21 protein-coding genes are annotated in these 22,911 nt (G+C 36.2%); 14 read left to right on the plus strand and 7 right to left on the minus strand.

The genetic code is table 11. The annotated features are described in order from the left end of the window. The first annotated feature begins 526 nt into the window (after window positions 1-526). From AADJ06_RS15450 to AADJ06_RS15475, 6 genes are all read left to right on the plus strand, one after another. Complete coding sequence (locus tag AADJ06_RS15450) at window positions 527-2,158, plus strand: patatin-like phospholipase family protein (RefSeq protein WP_341227381.1); 1,632 nt, start codon at window positions 527-529, stop codon at window positions 2,156-2,158. Between the two features lie 368 nt (window positions 2,159-2,526). Beyond that, window positions 2,527-3,162: a YdeI/OmpD-associated family protein gene (locus tag AADJ06_RS15455; protein WP_341227382.1), complete on the plus strand. Its 636-nt coding sequence runs from the start codon at window positions 2,527-2,529 to the stop codon at window positions 3,160-3,162. 348 nt (window positions 3,163-3,510) lie between these two features. Further along, window positions 3,511-3,846 carry a type II toxin-antitoxin system RelE/ParE family toxin gene (locus AADJ06_RS15460; protein WP_341227383.1) on the plus strand — a complete coding sequence of 112 codons (336 nt, stop codon included), beginning with the start codon at window positions 3,511-3,513 and terminating at the stop codon, window positions 3,844-3,846. A 3-nt stretch (window positions 3,847-3,849) separates the two neighbouring features. Next, window positions 3,850-4,161: a helix-turn-helix transcriptional regulator gene (locus AADJ06_RS15465; RefSeq protein ID WP_341227384.1), complete on the plus strand. Its 312-nt coding sequence runs from the start codon at window positions 3,850-3,852 to the stop codon at window positions 4,159-4,161. A 481-nt stretch (window positions 4,162-4,642) separates the two neighbouring features. Beyond that, the gene (locus tag AADJ06_RS15470; protein ID WP_341227385.1) at window positions 4,643-6,205 is read left to right on the plus strand and encodes a serine hydrolase; all 1,563 of its coding nucleotides are present in this window, start codon (window positions 4,643-4,645) and stop codon (window positions 6,203-6,205) included. Between the two features lie 874 nt (window positions 6,206-7,079). Next, a complete protein-coding gene (locus tag AADJ06_RS15475) occupies window positions 7,080-7,874 on the plus strand; it encodes a cation transporter (RefSeq protein ID WP_341227386.1) in 795 nt (264 codons plus the stop codon). A gap of 133 nt (window positions 7,875-8,007) precedes the next feature. Here the strand turns inward: AADJ06_RS15475 and AADJ06_RS15480 are convergent, their stop codons facing one another. Together AADJ06_RS15480 and AADJ06_RS15485 are read right to left on the minus strand one after the other, a co-directional pair. Continuing rightward, window positions 8,008-8,292 carry a hypothetical protein gene (locus AADJ06_RS15480; RefSeq protein WP_341227387.1) on the minus strand — a complete coding sequence of 95 codons (285 nt, stop codon included), beginning with the start codon at window positions 8,290-8,292 and terminating at the stop codon, window positions 8,008-8,010. A gap of 13 nt (window positions 8,293-8,305) precedes the next feature. Then, window positions 8,306-9,028 carry a hypothetical protein gene (locus AADJ06_RS15485; protein ID WP_341227388.1) on the minus strand — a complete coding sequence of 241 codons (723 nt, stop codon included), beginning with the start codon at window positions 9,026-9,028 and terminating at the stop codon, window positions 8,306-8,308. A 142-nt stretch (window positions 9,029-9,170) separates the two neighbouring features. Here AADJ06_RS15485 and AADJ06_RS15490 point away from each other — a divergent pair, with 142 nt between their 5' ends. The 6 genes from AADJ06_RS15490 to AADJ06_RS15515 all read left to right on the plus strand — a co-directional run bounded on the left by AADJ06_RS15490 (window position 9,171) and on the right by AADJ06_RS15515 (window position 14,125). Beyond that, complete coding sequence (locus AADJ06_RS15490; protein WP_341227389.1) at window positions 9,171-9,596, plus strand: hypothetical protein; 426 nt, start codon at window positions 9,171-9,173, stop codon at window positions 9,594-9,596. A 48-nt stretch (window positions 9,597-9,644) separates the two neighbouring features. Continuing rightward, on the plus strand, window positions 9,645-11,810 hold the full coding sequence (locus AADJ06_RS15495; RefSeq protein ID WP_341227390.1) for a TonB-dependent receptor: 2,166 nt from the start codon (window positions 9,645-9,647) through the stop codon (window positions 11,808-11,810). 285 nt (window positions 11,811-12,095) lie between these two features. Further along, window positions 12,096-12,656 carry an AraC family transcriptional regulator gene (locus AADJ06_RS15500; protein ID WP_341227391.1) on the plus strand — a complete coding sequence of 187 codons (561 nt, stop codon included), beginning with the start codon at window positions 12,096-12,098 and terminating at the stop codon, window positions 12,654-12,656. Between the two features lie 5 nt (window positions 12,657-12,661). After that, window positions 12,662-12,880 (plus strand): heavy metal-binding domain-containing protein, encoded by a 219-nt coding sequence (locus AADJ06_RS15505; RefSeq protein WP_341227392.1) that lies wholly within the window; start codon window positions 12,662-12,664, stop codon window positions 12,878-12,880. A gap of 57 nt (window positions 12,881-12,937) precedes the next feature. Continuing rightward, window positions 12,938-13,294, plus strand: a complete 357-nt coding sequence (locus AADJ06_RS15510; protein WP_341227393.1) for a heavy metal-associated domain-containing protein — start codon at window positions 12,938-12,940, stop codon at window positions 13,292-13,294. Window positions 13,295-13,435: 141 nt separating this feature from the next. After that, complete coding sequence (locus AADJ06_RS15515) at window positions 13,436-14,125, plus strand: DUF2490 domain-containing protein (RefSeq protein ID WP_341227394.1); 690 nt, start codon at window positions 13,436-13,438, stop codon at window positions 14,123-14,125. Between the two features lie 550 nt (window positions 14,126-14,675). On the opposite strand, the gene AADJ06_RS15520 is transcribed toward AADJ06_RS15515, so the two are convergent. Next, window positions 14,676-14,885, minus strand: coding sequence for a heavy-metal-associated domain-containing protein (locus AADJ06_RS15520; protein ID WP_341227395.1), 210 nt, complete (start codon window positions 14,883-14,885; stop codon window positions 14,676-14,678). Between the two features lie 3 nt (window positions 14,886-14,888). After that, window positions 14,889-17,069, minus strand: coding sequence for a heavy metal translocating P-type ATPase (locus AADJ06_RS15525; RefSeq protein WP_341227396.1), 2,181 nt, complete (start codon window positions 17,067-17,069; stop codon window positions 14,889-14,891). An 85-nt stretch (window positions 17,070-17,154) separates the two neighbouring features. On the opposite strand from AADJ06_RS15525, the gene AADJ06_RS15530 reads away from it, so the two are divergent. Together AADJ06_RS15530 and AADJ06_RS15535 are read left to right on the plus strand one after the other, a co-directional pair. After that, the gene (locus tag AADJ06_RS15530; protein ID WP_341227397.1) at window positions 17,155-19,077 is read left to right on the plus strand and encodes a hypothetical protein; all 1,923 of its coding nucleotides are present in this window, start codon (window positions 17,155-17,157) and stop codon (window positions 19,075-19,077) included. A 16-nt stretch (window positions 19,078-19,093) separates the two neighbouring features. Next, window positions 19,094-19,567: a cytidine deaminase gene (locus AADJ06_RS15535; RefSeq protein ID WP_341227398.1), complete on the plus strand. Its 474-nt coding sequence runs from the start codon at window positions 19,094-19,096 to the stop codon at window positions 19,565-19,567. On the opposite strand, the gene AADJ06_RS15540 is transcribed toward AADJ06_RS15535, so the two are convergent. The 3 genes from AADJ06_RS15540 to AADJ06_RS15550 all read right to left on the minus strand — a co-directional run bounded on the left by AADJ06_RS15540 (window position 19,564) and on the right by AADJ06_RS15550 (window position 22,759). Then, complete coding sequence (locus AADJ06_RS15540; protein ID WP_341227399.1) at window positions 19,564-20,397, minus strand: hypothetical protein; 834 nt, start codon at window positions 20,395-20,397, stop codon at window positions 19,564-19,566. The genes AADJ06_RS15535 and AADJ06_RS15540 overlap by 4 nt on opposite strands. Continuing rightward, window positions 20,394-21,242, minus strand: coding sequence for a hypothetical protein (locus AADJ06_RS15545; protein ID WP_341227400.1), 849 nt, complete (start codon window positions 21,240-21,242; stop codon window positions 20,394-20,396). Before AADJ06_RS15545 ends, AADJ06_RS15540 begins: the two co-directional genes overlap by 4 nt. A 650-nt stretch (window positions 21,243-21,892) precedes the next feature. Continuing rightward, window positions 21,893-22,759, minus strand: a complete 867-nt coding sequence (locus AADJ06_RS15550; protein ID WP_341227401.1) for a hypothetical protein — start codon at window positions 22,757-22,759, stop codon at window positions 21,893-21,895. Between the last annotated feature and the right edge of the window lie 152 nt (window positions 22,760-22,911).

The raw sequence follows: 22,911 nt of genomic DNA on the forward strand, positions 1-22,911 counted from the left end.
GGAGCAAAATGTCAATAGCGACTCTACCTTAAATAACATGTTTGTTTGGCGATATTTTGGCCTTAAAAGCCAAAATCATGACAAACGGTTCATTGAATTTGATATTGTGGGACAATATGCGAAGTGACCGATTTAACTCGCTTTATTTTAGTATTTTATGTAATTTGTAAGCATGAAAACTTTAATCATCAGCATATGACGTATTAATAGAATGTATTCCATATATCGCCCTGTACTGTTTGAATACGGTCTAAATTCAATTTCTAAAACTATAATTACACTTGGCTTTTTAAATGAATTTTGACTGTGTGAGTTTACAGGGTGCTGTTTTTTTTGCGTCGTTTTTTTTCGAAAAAAAATGATGTCCCCGCCGGAAGGCGAGCCAAGTTAAAGGAAGGGGTATTTTTTGAGAAGCCGGAAAAGGTATTCAGGCTGATAAAAGGCATTTGGTTGACTTGTTGAAGTCTAATTTATTCGTAATTTGTTTAAATGAAAACTATAACGAAATATTAAAAATTAAATCGCCATGGAAGAAGATTTAAAACCATTTGAAACTATCGGACTCTGTTTTAGCGGAGGAGGTTACCGAGCCACATTTTTTGCGTTGGGTGTAATAGCCTATTTAGACAAAATTGACTTTGACGGCAAATCATTACTGAATAGGGTGGAGGCTTTAAGTTCCGTCAGTGGAGGTACACTATTGGCAGCTGCTTATACCAAAGAAGTACAAGACCCAAACTTTACTTTCGTTTCATTTTACAAGAAATTTTATAATGCCTTCACGCCAAAGGATGATAGGCTTCTAGAAACAGCCGTGGATAAACTAGAAGATGAAAGCCTATGGAAAGCACACCCTCATAAAAAGCGTTCACTTATCAATGCCTTCGCTCTCACTTATGCCGACTTTGATTTTTTTAAAGGAGGGCTAGATATTTTTGAAAAACCAAACAGCCAAGGCCCAAGTGCCTTTTGTTTTAATGCTACTGACTTCTCTTTCGGTTTGGCTTTTAGGTTTCAAAACACGGGTAGGTTTGGAAACAAACCGCTGTATTGTGCAGAACTTAACGCCATAAAAGGTCAAGTGCAAATAGCCGATGTAGTGGCATCTTCCTCTTGTTTTCCTATGGGTTTTGAACCCCTACTTTTTCCTGACGATTATATTGCAGAGCAGACCAAGCCCGAATACAAAGCACTTAAGAGGCTAGAACAATTTACAGATGGCGTAGGCGTTATGGACGGCGGCATTGTTGATAATCAGGGGATTGGAAGTATGGTGAATATTGACAAAGCTAAAAAGCTAGATTTAATCATCATTAATGATGTAGGAAGTTATAAAATGGAACCTTGGCAGCCAGATACTACAAAAGCGGGTTCTAAAAAGTCACTGAAAGATACAGTGCTAAAGATTCTTGGCCATTTCGGCTTAAACTGGACTTATTGGGTAACGCTAGTAGTTGGGATTCTTTTACTAATACTAAACTCCTTACAAGTATTCAAGGGCGAATCTTGGGTGTCGCTTTATCTGGTAGGTGGAATTTTGACAGGTATTGGACTGACTTTGACAGTACTAGGTGTAGGCTTAGCGGTGGTGAAAAGTACTGTGATAGACCGTCTCAAACTTATTTTCAGGAAAGTAGTACCAGAGGTGCTTTTAGATGATGTGGTTTCTTTAGATGGGCTAGATGTGGGCACTATAAAGGTTTTGCTCACCGAGCGTATGACTTCAACTGTCAAGATGGTCAGTGATATTTTTCTGAAACAAATTAGGCGACTAAACTATGATTTAGTTTATGCCAAAGAAGCCTTACGAAACAAAGTTATTAGCTCAACGGTCTATGAGTTAAACGGGCAAGAAACGCTTTATAAGAAAGATGACGCTGATGCAAAAATAAAACCGATGCCATCTAAACAACTAAAAAGAGTGGCCTTGATAGCATCCGAAGCCCCGACTTCACTTTGGTGGGATGAGAACGATGTGAAAAATGACAGAATGGATAGCCTAATAGCCTGCGGTCAATTCACAACCTGCTATAATCTAATTGATTACATTTTAAAGTTAGAGGGGAAAGGGAAGAATACCGCAGCCACGGATGCTCTAAAAAAGGCATTAATAAAAGATTGGAAAGCATTCAATAAGAATCCAGTATTTATGGTTTAACCGAATTCTGATTTCATATTTTTTGCTCTAAACTTTTATCACAATAAAGTATTGATTTACTAATGCATTAGAAGTATAAAATCAAGAAATTCATTATATCGCCCTGTGCTGTTTGAATACGGTCTAAATTCAATTTCTAAAATTATAATTACACTTGGCTTTTTAAATGAATTTTGACTGTGTGAGTTTACAGGGTGTTGCTTTTTTTGGTTCGTTTTTTTACAATAAAAAAATGAAATCCCGGCCGGAAGGCCAGTGAAGAAATAGAAGCGAAGAATTCTTGAGATTTGCTGAAAATATTTCCTTGTACCAAATAACTATTATTGACTTTTTGATACTTATTTTTATCACAAGAAAAACCCTTTAAAATGAATCCAAAAGTTGACGACTATCTAGGCAGAATAAAAAACTGGCAAGCAGAGCTAGAAAAGCTAAGAGCCCTACTACTAGAATGTGGCTTAACAGAAGAATACAAATGGCGAGTACCATGTTACACGTATGGCGGAGCCAACATAGTCTTGTTTGGTAACTTTAAAGAGTCTTGCACTCTAAGTTTTTTCAAAGGGGTTTTGTTAAACGACGAGAAAGGAATACTAGAATTACCAGGGGAAAACTCTCAGTCGGTGAAGATGGCTCGTTTTACCAGTTTACAGCAGATAGTTGATTTAGAACCTACGCTTAAAGCCTATGTATTTGAAGCCATAGAAGTAGAAAAAGCAGGAATAAAAATAGAAAAAGCCAAAAGCAAGAAGCTAGAATTTCCAGAAGAGCTATTAAATAAATTTGAGGAAGACAAAGCTTTTAAAGAGGCATTCGAAGCCTTAACTCCTGGTCGCCAACGAGCCTATAATTTACACTTCACAGGTGCCAAACAATCAGCTACACGCACCTCCAGAATAGAAAAATATACCGACAGAATCATGAACGGAATAGGCATTAACGACTGCGTATGTGGCCATTCTAAAAGAATGCCTACTTGTGATGGCTCGCATAAGTATCTTTAATTGAAGTACTTAATGTGGGACAAAAAGTCGCACTTTGTCAGCATATGTACCATTTTTCGTGATTTTGGTACACATAGTGAATGCAGAATTATATAATGCGAAGTGATTAATTGCACTCCATAGGGAGATAGGAGTATCATTAATGGTTATGAAACTTTCACAAACGGATAATTATTTAGCTAACAGTGCTTTCTAAGGAGCTTAAACCAGTAAAACTATTAAATTAGTGTATCAGGCATGAGGGATATAGTTAAGGTATATTATATCTTATCCTTGTAACACATTAAAAAAGCACGTACAGTGTAGTTTCTTAAAAAGGAAACTTTTATCTTTACTAAAACGATTTGAATGGCAGATAAATTTAAAGTCGAATTTTCTGAAGAGGTTTTTAAATTCCTTGACTCACTTGACGAGAAAGCAAGAGATAAAATTCTTTTCAATATTGACAAGTCCAAAATTAAAGATGATAATACGTTGTTAAAAAAACTAACTTCTGAGATTTGGGAATTCAGAACACTTTTCAATAAAAAACAATATCGACTTTTTGCTTTTTGGGATAAGAGTAATAAACAAGCAACAATTGTGATAGCAACTCACGGAATTATTAAAAAAACGCAAAAGACACCCAAGAAAGAAATTGAAAAAGCTATACAAATTATGAATCAATATTTTAAAACTAAATAGGTTATGAAGACTTACAGCTTTGATGAAGTAAAAGACAAGTATCTTGGTGAAAGAGGTTCTGAAAAAAGAGAGCAATATGAATATGAACTTCGAATGGATTTAATTGGTGAGGCAATTAAAACGGCTCGAAAAGAAAGAAATCTAACACAAGAACAATTAGGGAAGTTAGTTGGTGTTCAAAAAGCACAAATCTCAAAAATTGAAAACCATTTAACTGACGCAAGATTTGATACTATCTTGAAAGTTTTTAAAGCATTAAATGCAAAAATAAATTTTCAAGTAGAATTATTAAACCAAAACGTTAAACTGGGTTAGAAATTAATAACGTTATAATATTAAGGCTCGAATACAGCAACGCAAGGCTTCGGTTCATTTGAGCCTATGTTGGGCTCAAGCCTCTAATTATAGATCTCGATAGTTATTGGGAGGGATTCAATAAAACTTCTTGTGATATATGGCTTATGAAGGGCCTAATGTTGCTTCTATTTTTAATGTTTTTTTTGGTTTCACGCGGGCTATTGGTACCCATTCATTTGCTATTCAACCATTCATAATTTCCCTTATTTTCACTCATTACTATAAATATTTGGTGAGTAATTAAGTTAAGGCTCTCTTATTATAAAGGCTTTAGCTACCTTGGATTGAATTCAATAATGTTTATAAAAATAGGCGATATAGTGCTAAATCCGAGGCTTTTGGCTCGTATCTAACTTTGTGCTTAACCGTAAGTTTCGTGTTTCGAAATCGCCTACTTTTCATATACTAACCGTTAACCACAATGAACAACCGAAATATTATGAACAAAATAATTTTATTTCTTCTAATAACACCATTTGCAAGTTTTTCTCAGAGCAAAGTGTCTTCCGAATTTATTGATTCGATAGTTAACGTATCTATGAATAAATTCCCTCAAGCAGGTGTCGCAATAGGAGTTGTTCAAGATGGTAAAATCACGCATTTAAAAGGATACGGAATCGCCTCAAAAAACTCAGAAACTTCAGTGGATGAAAATACGTTGTTTGCCATTGCTTCTAACAGTAAAGCATTTACAGCGACTGCCTTGGGTATTCTAGTTGATCAAGGTAGAATAAATTGGGAGGACAAAGTGATTGACCACATTCCAGAGTTTAGAATGTATGATTCGTACGTAACTGCCAACTTCACGATTCTGGATCTCCTAACGCATAGAAGCGGACTCGGCTTAGGTGCAGGAGATCTAATGTTCTTTCCTGATGGAGCGGATTTTACAATAGATGACATAATCGCTAGCTTTCAATATCAAACTCCTGTTTCTGATTTTAGAACTAAATACGATTACGACAATCTACTTTACATGGTAGCCGGTGAAGTGGTAAATAGAGCTAGTGGTAAGAGTTGGGACAACTTCGTACAGGACGAAATAATGGCAAAATTAGGAATGAACAGTTCTGTCGGGCTTTATCAAAATATTTCCGATAATCTGAATGTAGCTTTTCCGCACAAAACCGAAAACAACGAGATTGTAGAAATTGGAGCATACTCCAACATTGATGGTGGTTTTGGTGCAGCAGGCGGCATTTATTCTAATATTACTGACATGAGTAAATGGGTTCAGATGCATCTAAATAATGGCTTGTATGGAGACAGCTTAAACGATACTTTAATTTCAAAAAGCAATCATAAAGAACTGTGGAAGGTTCATACAAATATCAATTCCGATCCATACGGATGGGGAGTTTATAAAAGTCATTACCTAGGTTATGGACTTGGTTTTTTACTTCAAGATCAAGGAGGATATAGCGTTATTAATCACTCAGGAGGATTACCTGGTATGTTATCAATGGTGACAATGATTCCTGAATTGAATGCTGGAATTATCGTACTTACCAATTCTGCTCCAGGAGGTTTAAGTCTAGTCACACTTACGAATGAGATAAAAGACGAAATTATCGGGGCTGAAGAATTTGATTGGTTAGTCTGGGCGGAAAAGCGTTTAGCACATTCCGCTTCCGAAGCAGATTCTGTGGTTAACGCGGTTTGGGAACAAGTTGAGAAATCGAAGAAAACGAAACTTGATTTCAATAACTATATAGGCCGTTATAAAGACAATTGGTTTGGCGAGGTTGTCGTTTACGAAAAAGACGGCGTTTTGTGGTTCAAATCTCTGAGGTCACCAAAGTTAGAAGGTAAAATGAAATTTTACAAGGCGAATACATTTGCCATCGCTTGGGAGTACCAAGACATGGACTGTGATGCATTTATATCCTTCCAATTAGATGAAAATGGGAACGGAACATCTGCTTCAATGAAGGGGATTTCTCCAGCGATAGATTTTAGTTTCGACTTTCAGGATTTAGATTTGATAAAAATTATAGACTAAAGTGGTTAACAAAACCTAAACTGCTTTAAAACGGAGTTTAGACAAAACGTTATACCAAACGTTACTAAAACATTCGAAAAAACTACCACCTCTCCCAAGGGTACCTTTTCTTTACCTTTTTGCCGCCGTCAGCTCCCGGTACAAAATCCGTGTCTGGGTTACTTTCGCCTTTAATATAAGTGGCAGGCCACCCGCACCTCAAGAATTGAAAATTACACCCAACGAATCATGAACGGAATAGGCATTAACGACTGCGTATGTGGACACTCCAAGAGAATGCCTAGCTGTGATGGCTCGCATAAGTATCTTTGAGCTTGTTGCGTAGACAAGACTGGTAATTTTATCTGCTGAAATGAGCTTGTTTTATTAAAGACTGGGTTCTATAATTTGTGGGAATTTCTCATAGGTAGGGATATCTAAGAGTATAAAAAAAGGGGTCTCAAAAATGAGATCCCTTTAATCTTCTACTTGATTACGTTCTCACAAGGAGAAGAGGCTTTAACAAGTCTATATGCTACAAATGTACCACTTATTTATAATTTTAGATTTGAAATTTTTAGGAATTAATCTAGCAAGTGAAGATTGACCAAAGGTTTATTCTAATCTTGATGATGTCGGATTGAATGAATTTATTACCGCTGAAATTCCTATTCAAAATCATCTCGTAAGATGACTCATTGCTAATCTTGAGAAGATTAAAAGCATTATTAACAGTTAAGAAACGTTTACAAACGGATATTTATTTAGCTTAAAGTGTTTCCTATGCAGTTTAAATGAATAAAAAACTATTAGCTTAGTGTATCATACAAGATGGATATAGTTAATATGGATTATATCCGATCGTTGTGGTTAATGAAGAAAACAAAGAAACTAAGTGAATAAAACAATATTTGAAATCACCAAAATGGACTGTCCTTCAGAAGAAAATCTGATTCGAATGAAATTGGACGGAATTTCGGGTATTGCGAATTTGGACTTTGATATTGAGAACCGAAAAATGACGGTTTTTCACAGCGGAGAAATTGACCAAATCGAAAAGTCTATTATCGAACTTAATTTAGGTGGGAAGAAAATATCGACTGAACAGACCGATCAAACTGACTTTGAAGAAAACAAGAACCAAAAAAAGCTTCTTTGGTCTGTACTTGTAATCAATTTTGCTTTTTTCATAATCGAAATGACAACAGGACTGTTTTCAAAATCTATGGGACTTGTTGCCGATAGTTTGGATATGCTTGCGGACAGCTTTGTGTATGGAATTAGCCTATTTGCTGTTGGAGGAACGCTGATAAAGAAAAAGCGGATTGCAAAACTTGCAGGATACTTTCAAATCACACTTGCGATTATCGGATTTGTAGAAGTTCTAAGAAGATTTATCGGAGACGAGAAACTGCCTAATTTTTCAACAATGATTATCGTTTCGATTTTTGCACTTATTGCAAATGGAATTTGTCTTTACATTTTACAAAAGTCAAAAAGTAAAGATGAAGCACATATGAAAGCAAGCATGATTTTCACTTCAAATGATGTGATTATCAATTTAGGTGTAATAATCGCAGGAATTATGGTGAATTGGTTAAGTTCCAATAAACCTGATTTGATAATCGGAACTATCGTATTCGCTTTGGTAATTCAAGGAGCTTTTAGGATATTGAAATTAAGTAAATGAAAAACACTAACCACAACAATTAGGCTCGAATGCAGCGAAGTAAGGCCCTTCGATAAACTCAGGACAGGCTCTGGTTCATTTGAGCCTATTGATTAAGATTTAATAAGAGTTTTCGTTTTTTGTAAAAAGCCCCCTACCACCTCTCCCAAGGATACCTTTTCTTAGCTTTTTTCTTTTTACCATCTTCACCAGGGACAAAATCTGTACCCGGGTTATTTTCGCCTTTGTCTTTATCCCATAAGTAATGCACACGGTGGGGTAGGCCGTATCTCGGAGAGAAAACGCCCGCTACTTGGTCGTTATGCCTATGTTCGTATTTTGACCTACAGGTATCCATAGGGCATCTGGGTGCCCAGCAAGACGCCAAAACTCCCATTAGAAATAACAAGGAAACCGAATATTTTATAACCTTAATCATAGTGTACTCTTTTCTATATCGGTAAGCATAACCTAAAACCTGCGGTCTTACTTAAAAACAAACCTTTGGAGGCTAAATCTCGGCTAGGTCTTTTAAAACTAAAACTATTTTTTACCTGAACGGCCTCTAAATCATTAGTTTCAGAACTGTATTGACCTACGCCTATGCCCACAAAACCATCAATGAAAAACCATTTGGTAATAATAAAATGGTTGCCAAATTTGACATGCAAGGCACGCTCTATATAATTGACATCAAAGGGGCCAATACCTTCTACCTGCGTACCGCCATAGTTTTCTAAGTTTGGCGTAGCAGCATATTTTAAGTCTTTCTGAACGTATTCTAAAGCATAATATCGGCCAAATGGCTTTTTATCTAAAGCGTAAAAAGGGTACCAGTCAGAAAAGTAACCTCTTATCTCTCCTCTAATTATTTTGGTCTCTTGCTCAGGGTGATTTGCTTTTTGGTCTTTATTAAACGACCAGTCGCCTTTTCCTTTTCCGTAATCAAAACCGAAACTGAATTTTCCAAATGGAGGAGCAAGTTCTACGCCGTATTGCAGCACATTATCTCTACCTAAAACTGCCGTAGGCGTGACTTTAAGCAGTAAAAACGGCTGGTGCGAAAAAGACACAGGTTTCTTTCTGTTCGTTTCCAGGGTATTGTCCGTTTGACTAAAGAATTGAGCCTGAGCGGTATTAAAAATAAGAAAGCAAAAAAGTAGTCTGATAGTCATTAATTATGGAAAGTCGGAATACGGTAAAAACGATATTGCTCATCGTTTTATTTCCAAATAAGATGCCATTTCTTGCAAATCTTACAATTGGCAAGGATTTAGATGTAAACTTTATGAAATAAGTTTTCGTTAAATTTGTAGCATGAAGAGAACGGTTCTCAAATCATTGGCGGTTTTTATGGCTCTAAATATACTTTTTAGTGCCACAGGACTTGCTATGTTTGAGCATACCTGCCATGCTATTGGGCTTACTACCAACAGTTTTACAGAAGAAGATTCCTGCTCTATGGAATCTCATACGGTGGAGGCTAATGATGGCCAGCTAAGCTTTAAGCAAAATGAATGCTGTGAAACACACGCTCATTTTAAAAATGTTGACTTAGAAATCAGTTCATCTTTTCAGCAGGTGGTGTGGCCAGCATTAAAATTAGAAGAAATTTCTAATTATTTCAGTTTCGCTACAGCTCCAAAGGCGTTCCAACTTCAACCTTCTTATGACTTCATGGCCAATGCTCCACCAGAGAGCGGGCGTCAGATATTAATAAAAGTCCAGTCATTTCTGATATAGAGATAATTCTTATTCGATTGTAAATCAATTGTTTAATTAAATTATCTCATGAAATATATATTACTTTTTACAGTATTAGTTTGTAATACTTCGGCCTTTGGCCAACAAATAAACGGCTCTGTTTTAGAAAACAGTCAACAGCCTTTAGTAGGAGCAGTGGTAAAATGGCTTTCAGAGCCAATCAATGCTACTTTAACCGACGAAAACGGTGAGTTCTCCATGCCCAAAACTACAGGGCAACATCAATTAATCATCAGCTATTTAGGTTATAAAACCGACACTGTGATGGCAGACGGTGAGGGGCCTTTTACGTTTTATTTGACCCAAGATAATAATGATTTGAACGAAGTGGTGGTCAAAAGCAGCAGCACTGTTATTGATAGAATATCGCCTATTCAAACGCAAATTATTACCACCAAAGAGTTGGAAAAATCTGCCTGCTGTAACCTTTCAGAGAGTTTTGAGACTAATGCCACCGTTTCTGTGAGTTTTTCGGATGCCATTACGGGGGCAAGGCAGCTTCAAATGCTGGGTCTGTCGGGTAAGTTTATTCAAACCAACATTGAAAACATGCCTGGCGTAAGAGGGCTGACTATACCTTTTGGGCTAAATTATATTCCTGGTACTTGGGTGCAGTCTATTGATGTTATAAAGGGTACTTCGTCTCTAGTTAATGGCTATGAGTCTATGTCGGGAACTATAAATGTGGAGCTGCAAAAGCCAGATTTGGCAGAGCCTGTTTACCTAAATTTATATACCAATGAACTAGGCAGAGGAGAGGTAAACCTTAATTTGGCTAAGAGTTTAGGCGAAAAATGGTCTGTTGGCTTACTAAGTCACGGTTCTTTCTTGAAAAATGAAGTTGATAGAAATAATGACGGTTTCAAGGATTTGCCAACGTACGACCAGTTCAACCTACTAAACCGTTGGAAATATCAAGGAGAGCAGTTTGTTGGACAGTTTGGTGTAAACTATCTAAAAGAGAACAGAGAAGGTGGGCAAATGAATGATGGCCGTTTCGCTAATCCATATTTGTTTGAAAACGAGAGTGAAAAGTTGACCATGTTTGCCAAACTGGCCAAGCTCTTCCCAGATGCACCTTTTAGAGGTTTGGGTTTGATAATGAATGCCTCTTTTTATGATTCTGAGTCTACTTTTGGGCTTAATCCTTATATAGCAAAAGAAAATAGCTTTTATAGTAATTTGATTTATCAAGACATTTTAGGGAACACTAATCACGCCTATAAAACGGGTTTCAGTTTCTTGGCAGACGAGTATGATGAAAGCTACGCCAATTTTAATAATCCTATGGAGCTAAGTCGTCAAGAATTAGTACCTGGGGCGTTTTTTGAATACACGTATAATAAGCTAGAGAAAACCATTTTGGTGGCAGGTATAAGAGTTGACCAGCATAACCTTTTTGGAACACAAGTGACTCCAAGACTACACTTTAAGCAGGATTTTGGAGATAACAGCACTTGGCGGCTGTCCGTAGGAAAAGGCTTTAGAGCACCTACACCTTTGGCGGAGAACTTCGGGAAGTTGGTAAGCAATAGAGTAGTTACTTTTGATGACCCTATTGCCCCAGAAATTTCTTGGAATTATGGTACCAGCTGGACCAAGGATTTTGGAAGAAATTCTTTTACGGTAGATGTGTATCATACAGAATTTAGTCAGCATTTAATGATGGATATGGAAGAGGTAGGGCAGCTGTTATTTTATAACACTACTAACCGTTCTTTCTCCACCAGTGCTCAGGCAGAGGTCAATATTATTCCTAATGACAGATGGGAGCTAAAAGCCGCTTACAGGTGGCTGAGTGTGAAACAAACGTTTTTGGGAGGCTCCGATGGGAAGAGTTTGCGAGAAAAAATGTTTGTGCCTAAGTCATTGGCCTTGATAAATGTGGCCTACGCTTTACCTTATAATAAATGGAAGGCTGACGCCACACTAACCTATAAAGGGAAGCAAAGAATTCCGGATATTGAATTGGATAAATACTCTGATGGTTTTGTAACATTAAACAGTCAGGTTACAAGAAATTTTGTGAGGTGGGAATACTATTTAGGTGCTGAAAATATATTAAATTATAAGCAAGACAACCCGATAATTTCAGCCGGAAACCCTGATGATGCTACTTTTGATGCAGGGCAAATTTGGGGACCAGTGGTGGGTAGAACAGTTTATGTAGGCGTGAGATATAAACTGAAGTAAAATTAGGGTCACTTTTGAATAAAGAAATAATTTTGATGAATTCCTTATATCTCCCTGTACTGTTTGAATACGGTCAAAATTTTGGCTTCTAATATCATAACAATACCTAATTTCTTTAGAAATTTTGAGTGTATGAGTTTACAGGGTGCTGTTTTTTTTGGTTCGTTTTTTTTCGAAAAAAAATGAAACCCCGGCTGGGAAGCCAGCAGAATAAAAGTAAGCGATTTCTCATAAAATTTGAGGAAGATTATCTATTTAGTAGGATGACAGTGAAATGAAGATAAAATGCAGACACTAAAGATAAAAAACATGGTTTGCGACCGATGTATTATGAGTGTGAAAACACTTTTAGATACCTCTGGTATAGCCTATGGCGATATAGAGCTAGGTAGCGTTCCGCTCAAAAAAGAATTGAGTGCAGCGAAGCAAAAGAGCTTAGCAGAGGAGCTTGAAAGTTTGGGATTTGAGTTACTTTTAGATAAAGATTATCAATATGTGGAAGCTGTCAAAAATGCTGTTACCAAATTGATTCATCAACAAGAAAGTGCATTGAAAAAATATACTATTTCTGCATATATTGAAGAAATGGTAGGCAAAGACTATAAATGGTTAAGCAGTCTTTTTTCTAACAAAGTGGGGGATACCATAGAGCATTATGTGATAGAGCAAAAAATAGAAAGAGTAAAAGAACTTATTACATATGATGAATTGACAATAAGTGAGATAGCTGAAAGTTTACATTATAGCAGTGTGGCACATTTGTCAAACCAATTTAAGAAAATAGTAGGGGTGACCCCAAGTAATTATAAAACAACAGGCAAGCGTAAACCGCTTGATAAAATTTAAATACAATGATGAAAAGCAAATTAGTTTTAAGCGTTCTTTTTTTAGGTCTTTTGGGTGCCTGCTCAAGCGAAAGCGGCGATACAGAAATGTCTGGTTCTGAAGAACTAGCTCATGTGCACTATGCCTGCCCAATGGAGTGCGAAGCTGACAAGGTTTATGAAGAAGCTGGCAAGTGCCCAGTATGTAAAATGGATTTAGCAGAAGTTAGTTCTGATGGCGAATAGCCATTTGATTAACAGTTTATTAGTAAATGTTTAAATAGAAAATAAGTAGATTAGGATATGAAAAAAATAATAGGATTTTTAGTTCTTGGGTTTTTGATGAGTTTTGGAGCTAAAGCTCAAAGTTTCGCTAAATATGATAATGTAGTTAGCATTCAAACATCAGCTATATGTAAAATGTGTAAGGACAGAATTGAAAGAGATTTGAGCCTTACCAAAGGGGTAGAAAAAGCGGACCTAAACCTAGATGATAAAGTGGTGACAGTAGCTTTTAATGCCAAGAAAACCGATGCCGCTAAAATCAAAGAAGCCATCACAAAAATAGGGTATGATGCAGACGAAATAGTAGCCGACCAAAAAGCCCACGACAGATTACCAGACTGCTGCCAAAAAACAGCAAAGCCGCATGATGATTAAGTAATATTCATCAAAAAAAATAATAGATGGGTACATAGACAAATCATATAGGTAGATAGACTACCGTTGTGATTTTGTCTAAGTACCCTTTTTTTTTAAGCGTTAGGTCTTATTTTTGAAAAACAACAAAACCAATTCTAAATGATTCGTATTCTTTTTGTTCTTATGTTTTTCAGTTGCTCGGTAATGGCACAAAGCCTAAATGACCAAGTGGGTGGCTGGTATATGTATTTCTGGAATACAAAATTTAAAAACTCGCAATTTGGCATGCAGGGCGATATACAACACAGAAACTGGGCTGTGGCAGGTGATTTGGAACAGCTATTATTACGAGGAGGATTTACGTATTCCCCTAAAAATAATAATGTGAAATTCACCTTAGGTTATGGACATATAACCTCAGGAGCCATGGGAAAGGGTGATAAATCTACAAGTACAGAAAGCAGAATTTATCAGGAAGCTCTTTTGCCTCATAAGGTAGGCAATCGGTTTTATTTTACACATCGTTTTAGGTTTGAGCAGCGTTGGGTAGCAGACCTAGATACCAGAACTAGATATCGCTATAACCTTTTCTTAAACGTGCCATTAAATCAGCCAGATTTAAAGAAAGGTGCGGTGTATATAGCTTTATATAATGAGTTGTTTGTAAACGGCCAAAAAGGAAAAGAAACTAACAATTTCTCTGTAGAGCTTTTTGATAGAAATAGATTCTACTCAGGTTTAGGGTATTCAATATGCGATAATCTACGAATGCAAGGAGCATTTATGACACAGACGACCAATAGTGTTAAGAAAAGACAAATTCAGCTTAGTTTGCATCACGCTTTTTAGGCTTGTTTGAAATATTTGTCTTTAAGAATTATAGGCTCACACTATTATTAATTCTATTTGCCATCTTAATTATTTGTCACAATTTTGGCTTTATATGCCAAAATTCCGCCAAATGGATGGTATTTATAAGGTGCTTTAAGAGGGGTTTTACCCCTCTCTATTAGTGTTATACCCCGCTGGGGTATTGATGATTTTAATTTTATCAAATTTGCTTTAAGCTGAATTAAAAATAGCTCCAGCGGAGCGATATGTTAGTAGCGAGGGGTGTAACCCCTCGTGAAAGCCAAAGGAAAGATTCCGTTTGGTGTGATTTTTTAATACTATCATCTGAGAAGAAAGAGAAACGGAATGAATCTTTATTTCGCCCTGTACTGTTTGAATACGGTCTAAATTCAACGGAAAAGTTATAAATAAAGGAGGATTGTAATAAGAATTTTGACTGTGTGAGTTTACAGGGTGTTGCTTTTTTTGTTTCGTTTTTTTACAATAAAAAAATGAAATCCATGCTGGAAAGCGAAACGAGTAAATGGGGCTTTGTAACGGATTTAATTTAAATAACCTCCCCCTTAAACCCAGCTTTTTCTAGGGTATTAACGATTACCTCTGATGTAATATCATCTCCCTCTATCGTCAAAATTTTATAAGGGTTTTCCGTATCAACTTTCCATTGGTCTACTTCATCTAATTGATTCAGGAAAGGCGTAACTGTTTTGATACAGTTGCCACAGTTTATGTTGGTTTTGAATTGTAATTCTTTCATTGTCTAAAGTTTTATTGCTTTTAATCTAAGGCTGTTTAACACCACGCTTACAGAACTAAATGCCATGGCGGCACCTGCTATCATTGGGTTTATCATAAAACCATTTACAGGATATAAAATTCCTGCAGCTAGCGGAATTCCAATAATATTATAAATAAATGCCCAAAAAAGATTCTGCTTCACGGTGTTCATAGTCTTTTTAGAGAGTTTGATGGCATCGGGTATTTTGATAAGGTCATTAGAGATGATAGCTATTTTTGCCACATCTAGAGCTATGTCGGAACCAGAACCCATGGCTATTCCTACATCCGCCTGAGCAAGTGACACGGTGTCATTTATGCCATCACCTACCATAGCCACTTTTTTACCCTCGGCTTGTAGTTTTTTGATGAATTCACTTTTGTCAGAAGGGAGGCAATTGGCTTTAAAAGTTTCAATGCCAACAGACTTTGAGACTGCCGCAGCCGTATTTTTATTATCGCCTGTAAGCATAATGACATCAAGGCCTTGCTGGAGTATTTTAGAGATAGCGGCTGCAGAAGATTCCTTGATGCTATCTTCTATGGCTATAATGCCAAGTATTTCGGTCTGGTTTGATAATGCCACCACGGTTTTCCCCTCGTTTTGAAGTTGGCTTATGTCTTGTTTAACGCTGTCAGACGAAATGTTTTCTACATAAGAAGGTTTAGTGATAAGGTAAGTTTGATTTTGGTAGCTTCCTTTTACACCAACTCCTGTGATAGATTCAAAATCAGAAATTTCAATACTTTCTTCCGCTTTGAAGTGCTTAGCTATGGCAGTAGCCAAAGGATGTTCAGATGCTACTTCTAGGCTTTTTACTAAGCTTTTTTGAAAACTTAATTCCTTATAGAATTTAACTTTGGTGACAGAAGGTTTGCCTTCGGTTATGGTTCCTGTTTTGTCTAAAACTATGGTGTCTATGTGTTGAGCATGCTCTAAGCTTTCGGCGTCTTTAATTAAGAAACCATTCTCAGCAGCTTTACCTACGCCCACCATAATAGCGGTAGGAGTGGCCAGTCCCAATGCACATGGACAGGCTATTACCAAAACAGATAGAGCTGAAAGCATCCCTAAAGCCAATTTGTTTTCTGCACCTAGGCTTAGCCAAAGCACAAAAGTCAAAATGGAAATTAAGATTACTGTAGGTACAAAAATACGGGCGACTTTATCCACTGTTTTTTGAATTGGAGCTTTGCTGCCTTGAGCATCTTCCACCATACTAATGATTTGAGAAAGGTAAGTGTCTTTGCCAATTTTCTTTGCCAAGATTCTCAGACTTCCTTTTTGATTGATAGTACCTGCAAAAACCTTGGATTTCTTTGATTTGAAAAGGGGCATTGGTTCGCCGCTAATGCTGCTTTCGTCTATGTAAGATTCTCCTTTTTTGACCGTGCCGTCTACAGGTATTTTTTCACCTGGTTTCACCACCAAAAGGTCACCCTCTATCACATCTTTTATAGCTAAGGTTTCTTCTTCGCCATTTCTAATGACTATTACTGTTTTGGGCTGTAAGCCAATCAGTTTTTTCAAAGCATCTGAGGTTCCTGACTTTGCTTTTTCCTCTAACCATTTACCTATCAAAATAAAGAATATCACCACCCCAGCGGCTTCGAAGTATACATGAGCTTCTAGTCCCTTGTTTGTGAAGTAGGTTGGGTAAAAGGTATTGAAAAGGCTGAAAGCGTAGGCTATACCCGTACTGAGAGCCACTAGGGTATCCATATTGACTTCGCCACGTTTGCCATGTTTCAAGGCATTGATAAAAAATGACCGTCCGAATATGAATAAAACGGGTGTGGCCAAAGCAAACATGATATAAGATGCGTAAGGCCAGTGCATACCAAACATGCCAATTATCAATAGCGGAACAGAGAATATACCTGCCCAGATGGTGTTTTTCTTAGCTTTTTGAAGCTGACTTTCTTTCGCTTCTTCGAAGGACTCGTCTTCATCAATCACGAGGTCATAGCCTATGGCTTGTATCTGTTTTTTTAGGAGACTTAAATCCGTGCTTTCGCTGTCTATAGTGATATAAGCCTTCTCGTTGGCATAGTTTACGGCTGCTTTTGTTACTCCGGGAGTATCTTGAAGCAGACGTTCCACACTTCCTGCACAGTTTGCACAGGTCATGCCTAAAACGGGTATTTGGTGATTGGCTTCCATATTAATCTTCTATTTTTACAAAACTAAGAGGCTTTCTGTTCGTTCTTGTTATACTATTCACTTTTAGAATTGTAAGATTTACTTTATGAAAATTTATCATTTAAGCATTTTTTTACTCGCTCCTTTTGCGGAGTCTTGCATGTATCCTCAGACGCAATCCACAGGAACCACCACAGAAGAGGTGATAGTGCGAGGCGAAGCATCTTCTGAAAACGCCAGAGTAGGAAAAGGGATTTCAATTACAGACCAAGAAGCTTTCACAAAGGGTGAACTCTATCTGGAAAGTGGGGCTAAAAGTTTGAAAACAGCCTCACTGCTAAACCTTAAAGTTGATTCTCGTGAAAACCTTTTATTGACAGACAGCCAGTGGGATGAAGTTTGGAAAGACGATTTAAATCATAAGAAGGTTGTTTTCTGGGAAACCGAGCATTTTAGAGAGGTAAGAGATAATAAGCTTAAAGATGCCAATGTGGAAGCCATGCGAGGTTTTGATTTTGCTCCGGTGGTTTTACAAATGGAAAATATCCTACCTTGGAATGGTGGGCCTTTTGTTCAGCATTTTGTACATATTCCAGGTGAAAATAGAAACCACTGGAAAGAAGGAAACTTGGAGTACTTCTTTATGCCGGATGATTTTCCTGATGAAATAAGTAATACACATTTACCTCAATTTTATAAGTATTTTCCCGACTATAGTTTGCCAAAAAACAAGTTAGGCATGACTAGTTTCATGATATACGATGACGAAAGTAACTCCGCAGGCAGAAAAGGCTATACATTTACCAACAGTTTTGTGTCTCCTAAAGAGCAGCGAGTTTATTATGATTATGATGAGTGGCTTTATAAAAGCGGAGCACCGCCAGCCTATTCGGTTTCGCAAGAAGAAGTGAATGCATGGCTAGATAAGGTAGATGAGGATTTACTATACAGGAATTTTGAAAAGTATGTACTTAATAGGTATCAAAATGTAGGGCATTTAGTGCTTAATTGGGAAGCTTTACGTAGCCCGTACGGCAAATCCATTTATAAGTTAGAGCGTTGCTTGAACGCTTTCAAAGCAAAATACCCAAACACTACATTGTCACTTTGGCCACATGGTTTGTTTTTTCTGAATAGGGTTAACATAGAAGGGAATAATTATAAGTATGAGTTAACTAACGATATAAAGTTTACTGGTAATCTGGGTCAATGGGATACGCAACAAAACGCAAAGAGTCCGTTTTCTATTAACAGTTTTTACCTGAATAATGCCGATATCAATTATGTGGGAGGCTATTTAAATTATCCTACCAATTATGGCTACGTACAGCACATGCTTCTGCAGCACATGATGAATAAGAAGTTTCAACCTAATAAACAGAGTATTTTGATGTGGTGGCATAATCAAGAATACGTTGGGGGCTTTGAAATGGGTAAAGAATGGTTTACAGATAGTAAGGGAAGAACACTCTCTGTGGATACTAAACCTATGGTGTTTCCGTCGGCTATGCATAATGCTGCTGTTTGGGCTTTTGCTTTTTGCGATGGTGGAGAGTTATGGTCGGTTCCGTATAGCAGAAGAGAACAAAATGATTATTTAGGAGCAGCCACGGAGGTTTATGATATCAAAGGAAATAAAGTTGCTACTTCATTTTCTCCTAAACTTACAGGGCAGTATGCTATTCAAAATTATAGAAATATTGACCGATGGGAAGGAGGCAAATGGGCAGTAAGTGTCAATGCCGATATTATTGAAGCTAATACTAACTGGGAATTTGTTTCATCTGCTAGAGAAAATGGTAGATTTACTGCTGGCGATGCAATTTTACCATCTTATTCACTTTATGATAAAACTCAGCTGGTAGCTGTAAAATATAACGAAGCAGGTACAGAGGCGTTACTTTTAGTTTATGATGCATGGAATGACCCGCTGAAACAGGAAAAGATAAAAGTCAAATTAAACGGAAAAGTGGTTTCTGTAGATGTTTTTGGGCGTTATACGTCGGTAGTAAGAGTAACCGATTTATAAGAACACAATTAAGTTAATGAAGAAAACAGTAGAACTAAAACAATTAAAATTTTCAAACTTAGAGGCGAATTTGCAGTCGTTTTTACGCTTATCTGTAAACGCAACTGAAAAATCCTTTGCCCCATATTCAGAGTTTTATGTAGGCTGTGCTGTAGAGCTAGAAAATAGTGAGGTGGTATTGGGAGCAAACCAGGAGAATTCTTCTTTCCCGTCTGGCTTATGTGCTGAGCGAGTAGCTCTTTTTCAATGTGCTAAAGACCTTCATAATAAAGTAAAACGAATAGTGGTACACGCAAAATCTGAGAAGTATGAAGTGCCAAATCCATTGGTACCGTGTGCTGGCTGCTTACAGGTAATATCTGATATTAGAAACCGGCAAAAACAGCCCATTGAAATATGGATGTGGGACGGCAAGGATGACGTTTTTATGGCAGATGACGTACAGGAGTTTCTTCCTTTCCATTTTGAGTTAAAGAAAAACGAAGCCTAGACTGGTTTTAATTCTATCCTTTGAAATGAAGATTCCCGTTTAATGTTTTCTGGTGTAATGTAGAGTCTTATCAAAGAGAATTTCAATTCACCAGGAAAACTATCTTTTTCTATGGAATTGCTAATATAAGAATGGAAATAATCATCAGTAGGAAAGAGGAAGTAGTCTAAAGGTGTGTTTTCTATTTCTTGCAGTATGCCTTTATCTGCCTTGCTCTTATTGATAACTACTAGCTCATATTTGATGTCTTTTAAGATACTATCTATAGTTTCTCTAACTTCTAGGAGTTTAGTGTTGGAAAAGGATGTTTCTGAAAGGATTAATATCTTTAGGCGAGCGTAATGAAACCTGAAATATTCTTCATATTTCCTTAAGGCGTATAAGTAGTGCAAATGTTCGTATTGCATGCCTATCATGCCCTTATTCTCTATTTTGACCTCATGGTTAATAGGAATAACTGCCGAGTCCATTTCTAAGTTTTGATAGAGTTCTTTAATGAAAGCACTCATGATAGAATCACTTTTAAAGGAGGTGATTCCTATAGAGACTGAAATATAATTTCCCTTATTAAGGAATTCTATTAGTTTCAGTGATTCTCCTTTTTCAAAAAGGAAAGCTTCTACGTTTTGATAGCTATCAAGAGAGTTACTTAATTCCTCTTGAAGTTGGCATAGTCTTGCATAGGAATCATCTCGGTTGTCGTCTTCTACCAAATGGAAAAGGTGAATGTCACATTCAAAGCTCCATACGTTAAATAGTAGTGTTTCTAGTGATATTTCAGAAGATTTAGAAAAGTCTGTACAGAAACCAATCTTAACAGCTTTGCTCATGAAATAACATAATTTAGTCTGATTCTTGGGTAAGGGTCAACACCGTTTTTTATGTTTTGAATAATTTCAGGATTAACGTAGCTTCGATATAGTGAAAAATTCCACGTCAGATTTTGATCATTATTTTTTATTAAGTTGAGCATGAATTGTTCAAAGTAGTCACCTTTGAAAACAATGAGGTAATCTATACCATCTTTTCTTATTTCTTCTTTAAGGTTTTCCAAGCAGTTACTTCTATCATGATTTATTATTTTGTAATCAAGGTCTGGCATAATCGTCTTGATTTTTTCCTCAAATTCTGCTAAAACCTTTTTTTCAAGAACTGTATCTGATAGAAGGAAGATGGTGATTTTGGTATGTAAAAACTTGTAAAACTCCTCAAAAAGGCTTGTCAAATAGAGGTTATCCAGGTTTTCAGAATCAACAACTATGGTTGAACGGTTTTCTATTTTAAGTTGGTGCCCCTGAGGAATAAGTGTTAAGTCTTTATTGACTTTTTCAGTTAGAAGGGAAATAAAAGAACTTTTTTTCCCTGAAACTTTAAATGGCATTCCTGAAGCAATAATTTGATAATTAGAGGTATTCAAAATATCAATCATTTGGTCAAACTCATCTTTATTAAATAGTTTGCCGAAAATGTGCTGGCTTTCACTGGCTGAATACTTAGTTTCCTCTACCAAGTTATCTAACTTTTCCTGAGCCTCAAATTCCTCTTCATTTTGAACAAAGTGAATCAGATGGATATTACATTGAAAATCCCAAGTATTAAACATAATACTCTCCAGAGAGTCTTTTGAAACATCCGAAAAGTTAGTACAAAAAGCAATATTTATAATTTCTGACATGGTTCTCTTGCAACCCTTAGCGATTAATAAAAATACGAAGCATAAAATTACCTTTCTAATAATGCAGACCAAATCCAACCAATAGAATGGGTAGTAAGTGTATTATTCTAATTATTAGGTAAAGCGGTTTATAGCTTTTGATAAATGCAAAGATATGTTGTAACTTGTTAATATTCAATCTATTTACTGTTTTTTGTTGTTTTGGATTACTTTAAGCTGAAAGCTTTTAAATAGACTTTTCCTGTTTGAATTTCTTATTTCGCAATCTTGAATTATTTAACGGTAACATTCTTTGTGGGCATTTTTTTTGATATTGTTCTTGGTTTCATGCAATTTTTAAATTTTCAAATGGGTGAGAAGTATTAGTTTTTCGTTTATTGTATTCGTTCTAGGCATATTAGTTGTATTATTCCTATATTCTTTTTGTCTGATATTTTGATTATAGCCTTTTCAAGATCACCTGAATGGTCAAGATTTTAATGGGTTTCTTCCTTAGTTAAAGGTGATTCTATGAAAAGCTATGAGCAGTATAAAGTTTTCTAGACTGTAATTGTTACTAGCCTAAATAGATAGTGGAAGCAAAAAAAAGTGTAGACCAGTTAAGGTCTACACATAGTTTGTGAAGTGTTTTGTTGATAAAGTGTACTTTTTTATTGTGAAATGTAATCCTCCTCAAAGGTTTTTAGTTGGAGTTTTTCAGTTGCCGCTTCGCCGTATTTGAGATTCTCTAATAATTCGTCATTTATCCAAACTCTTGCTAAAGTGAATTTGTGTATACCGGGTAAAATAGCAGCTTCTAATTTACCATGAACCACATCTTCTAAGTAATCATCATTAAAATATATAAAATAATCAATAGGTGATTCTAATACGGAGTATAGGATTAACTCTTGTGTAACAGCTTTCTCGAAGTTAACAATTTGAATATCTATTCCTGGTAAAATTTTGGCAGTAAATTCAGTTATCATCTCATTGTCATCTTTTGATAACAAATCATCAGAGATTATAACTAATTTGAGTTTGGCAAAATAGAATTTAAAGAACTCTTCAGACTTTTTTAATGCATATAATTTTTCAAGGTTCTCAAATTCCAAAGCGATCATACCTCTATTTTCTATTTTAACTTGATGACTTAGAGGTATTATGATTAAATCTTTTTTTATGTGATAATAAAAGTTGTAAAGAATGTTACCTGGCTTCCATTCTGTTTCTGAGCTGGAGACCCCAATCATTAAACAAAAGTAGTCTTCATTATTTAAATGACTAAGAAGTAACTTTTCTTCTTCTGTGCTGAATATCTTCGATTTAATTTGATGTCCGTTTTCTAAATTAAAGTCAAGCTCTTTTTTTAAACCTTCCATTTCTGACTTAGAATATTCCATATTATCCTTTTCTGAAAGGCATAAAATATCCAAATCAAAATCAAATCCCCAAGTGTTAAAAATAAGAGTATTTAAAGCTACCCGAGATTCATTTGAGAAGTCGGTATAGAAAGCTATTTTAACTTTGTTAGACATATCTTTAAGTGAATGTTTCTACAAAGGTATTTCTTTAATTGGTTGAAAACAAGGGTTTAATGAATTAGAAGGTCGACGAAACATGAAAATCAGGAGATGATAAAATAGAAAAAATCTCATGAACCTTATTTAGTATACGAGATGTTCTGCGT

It is taken from the genome of uncultured Arcticibacterium sp. (assembly GCF_964021845.1).
Taxonomy (GTDB): domain Bacteria; phylum Bacteroidota; class Bacteroidia; order Cytophagales; family Spirosomataceae; genus Arcticibacterium.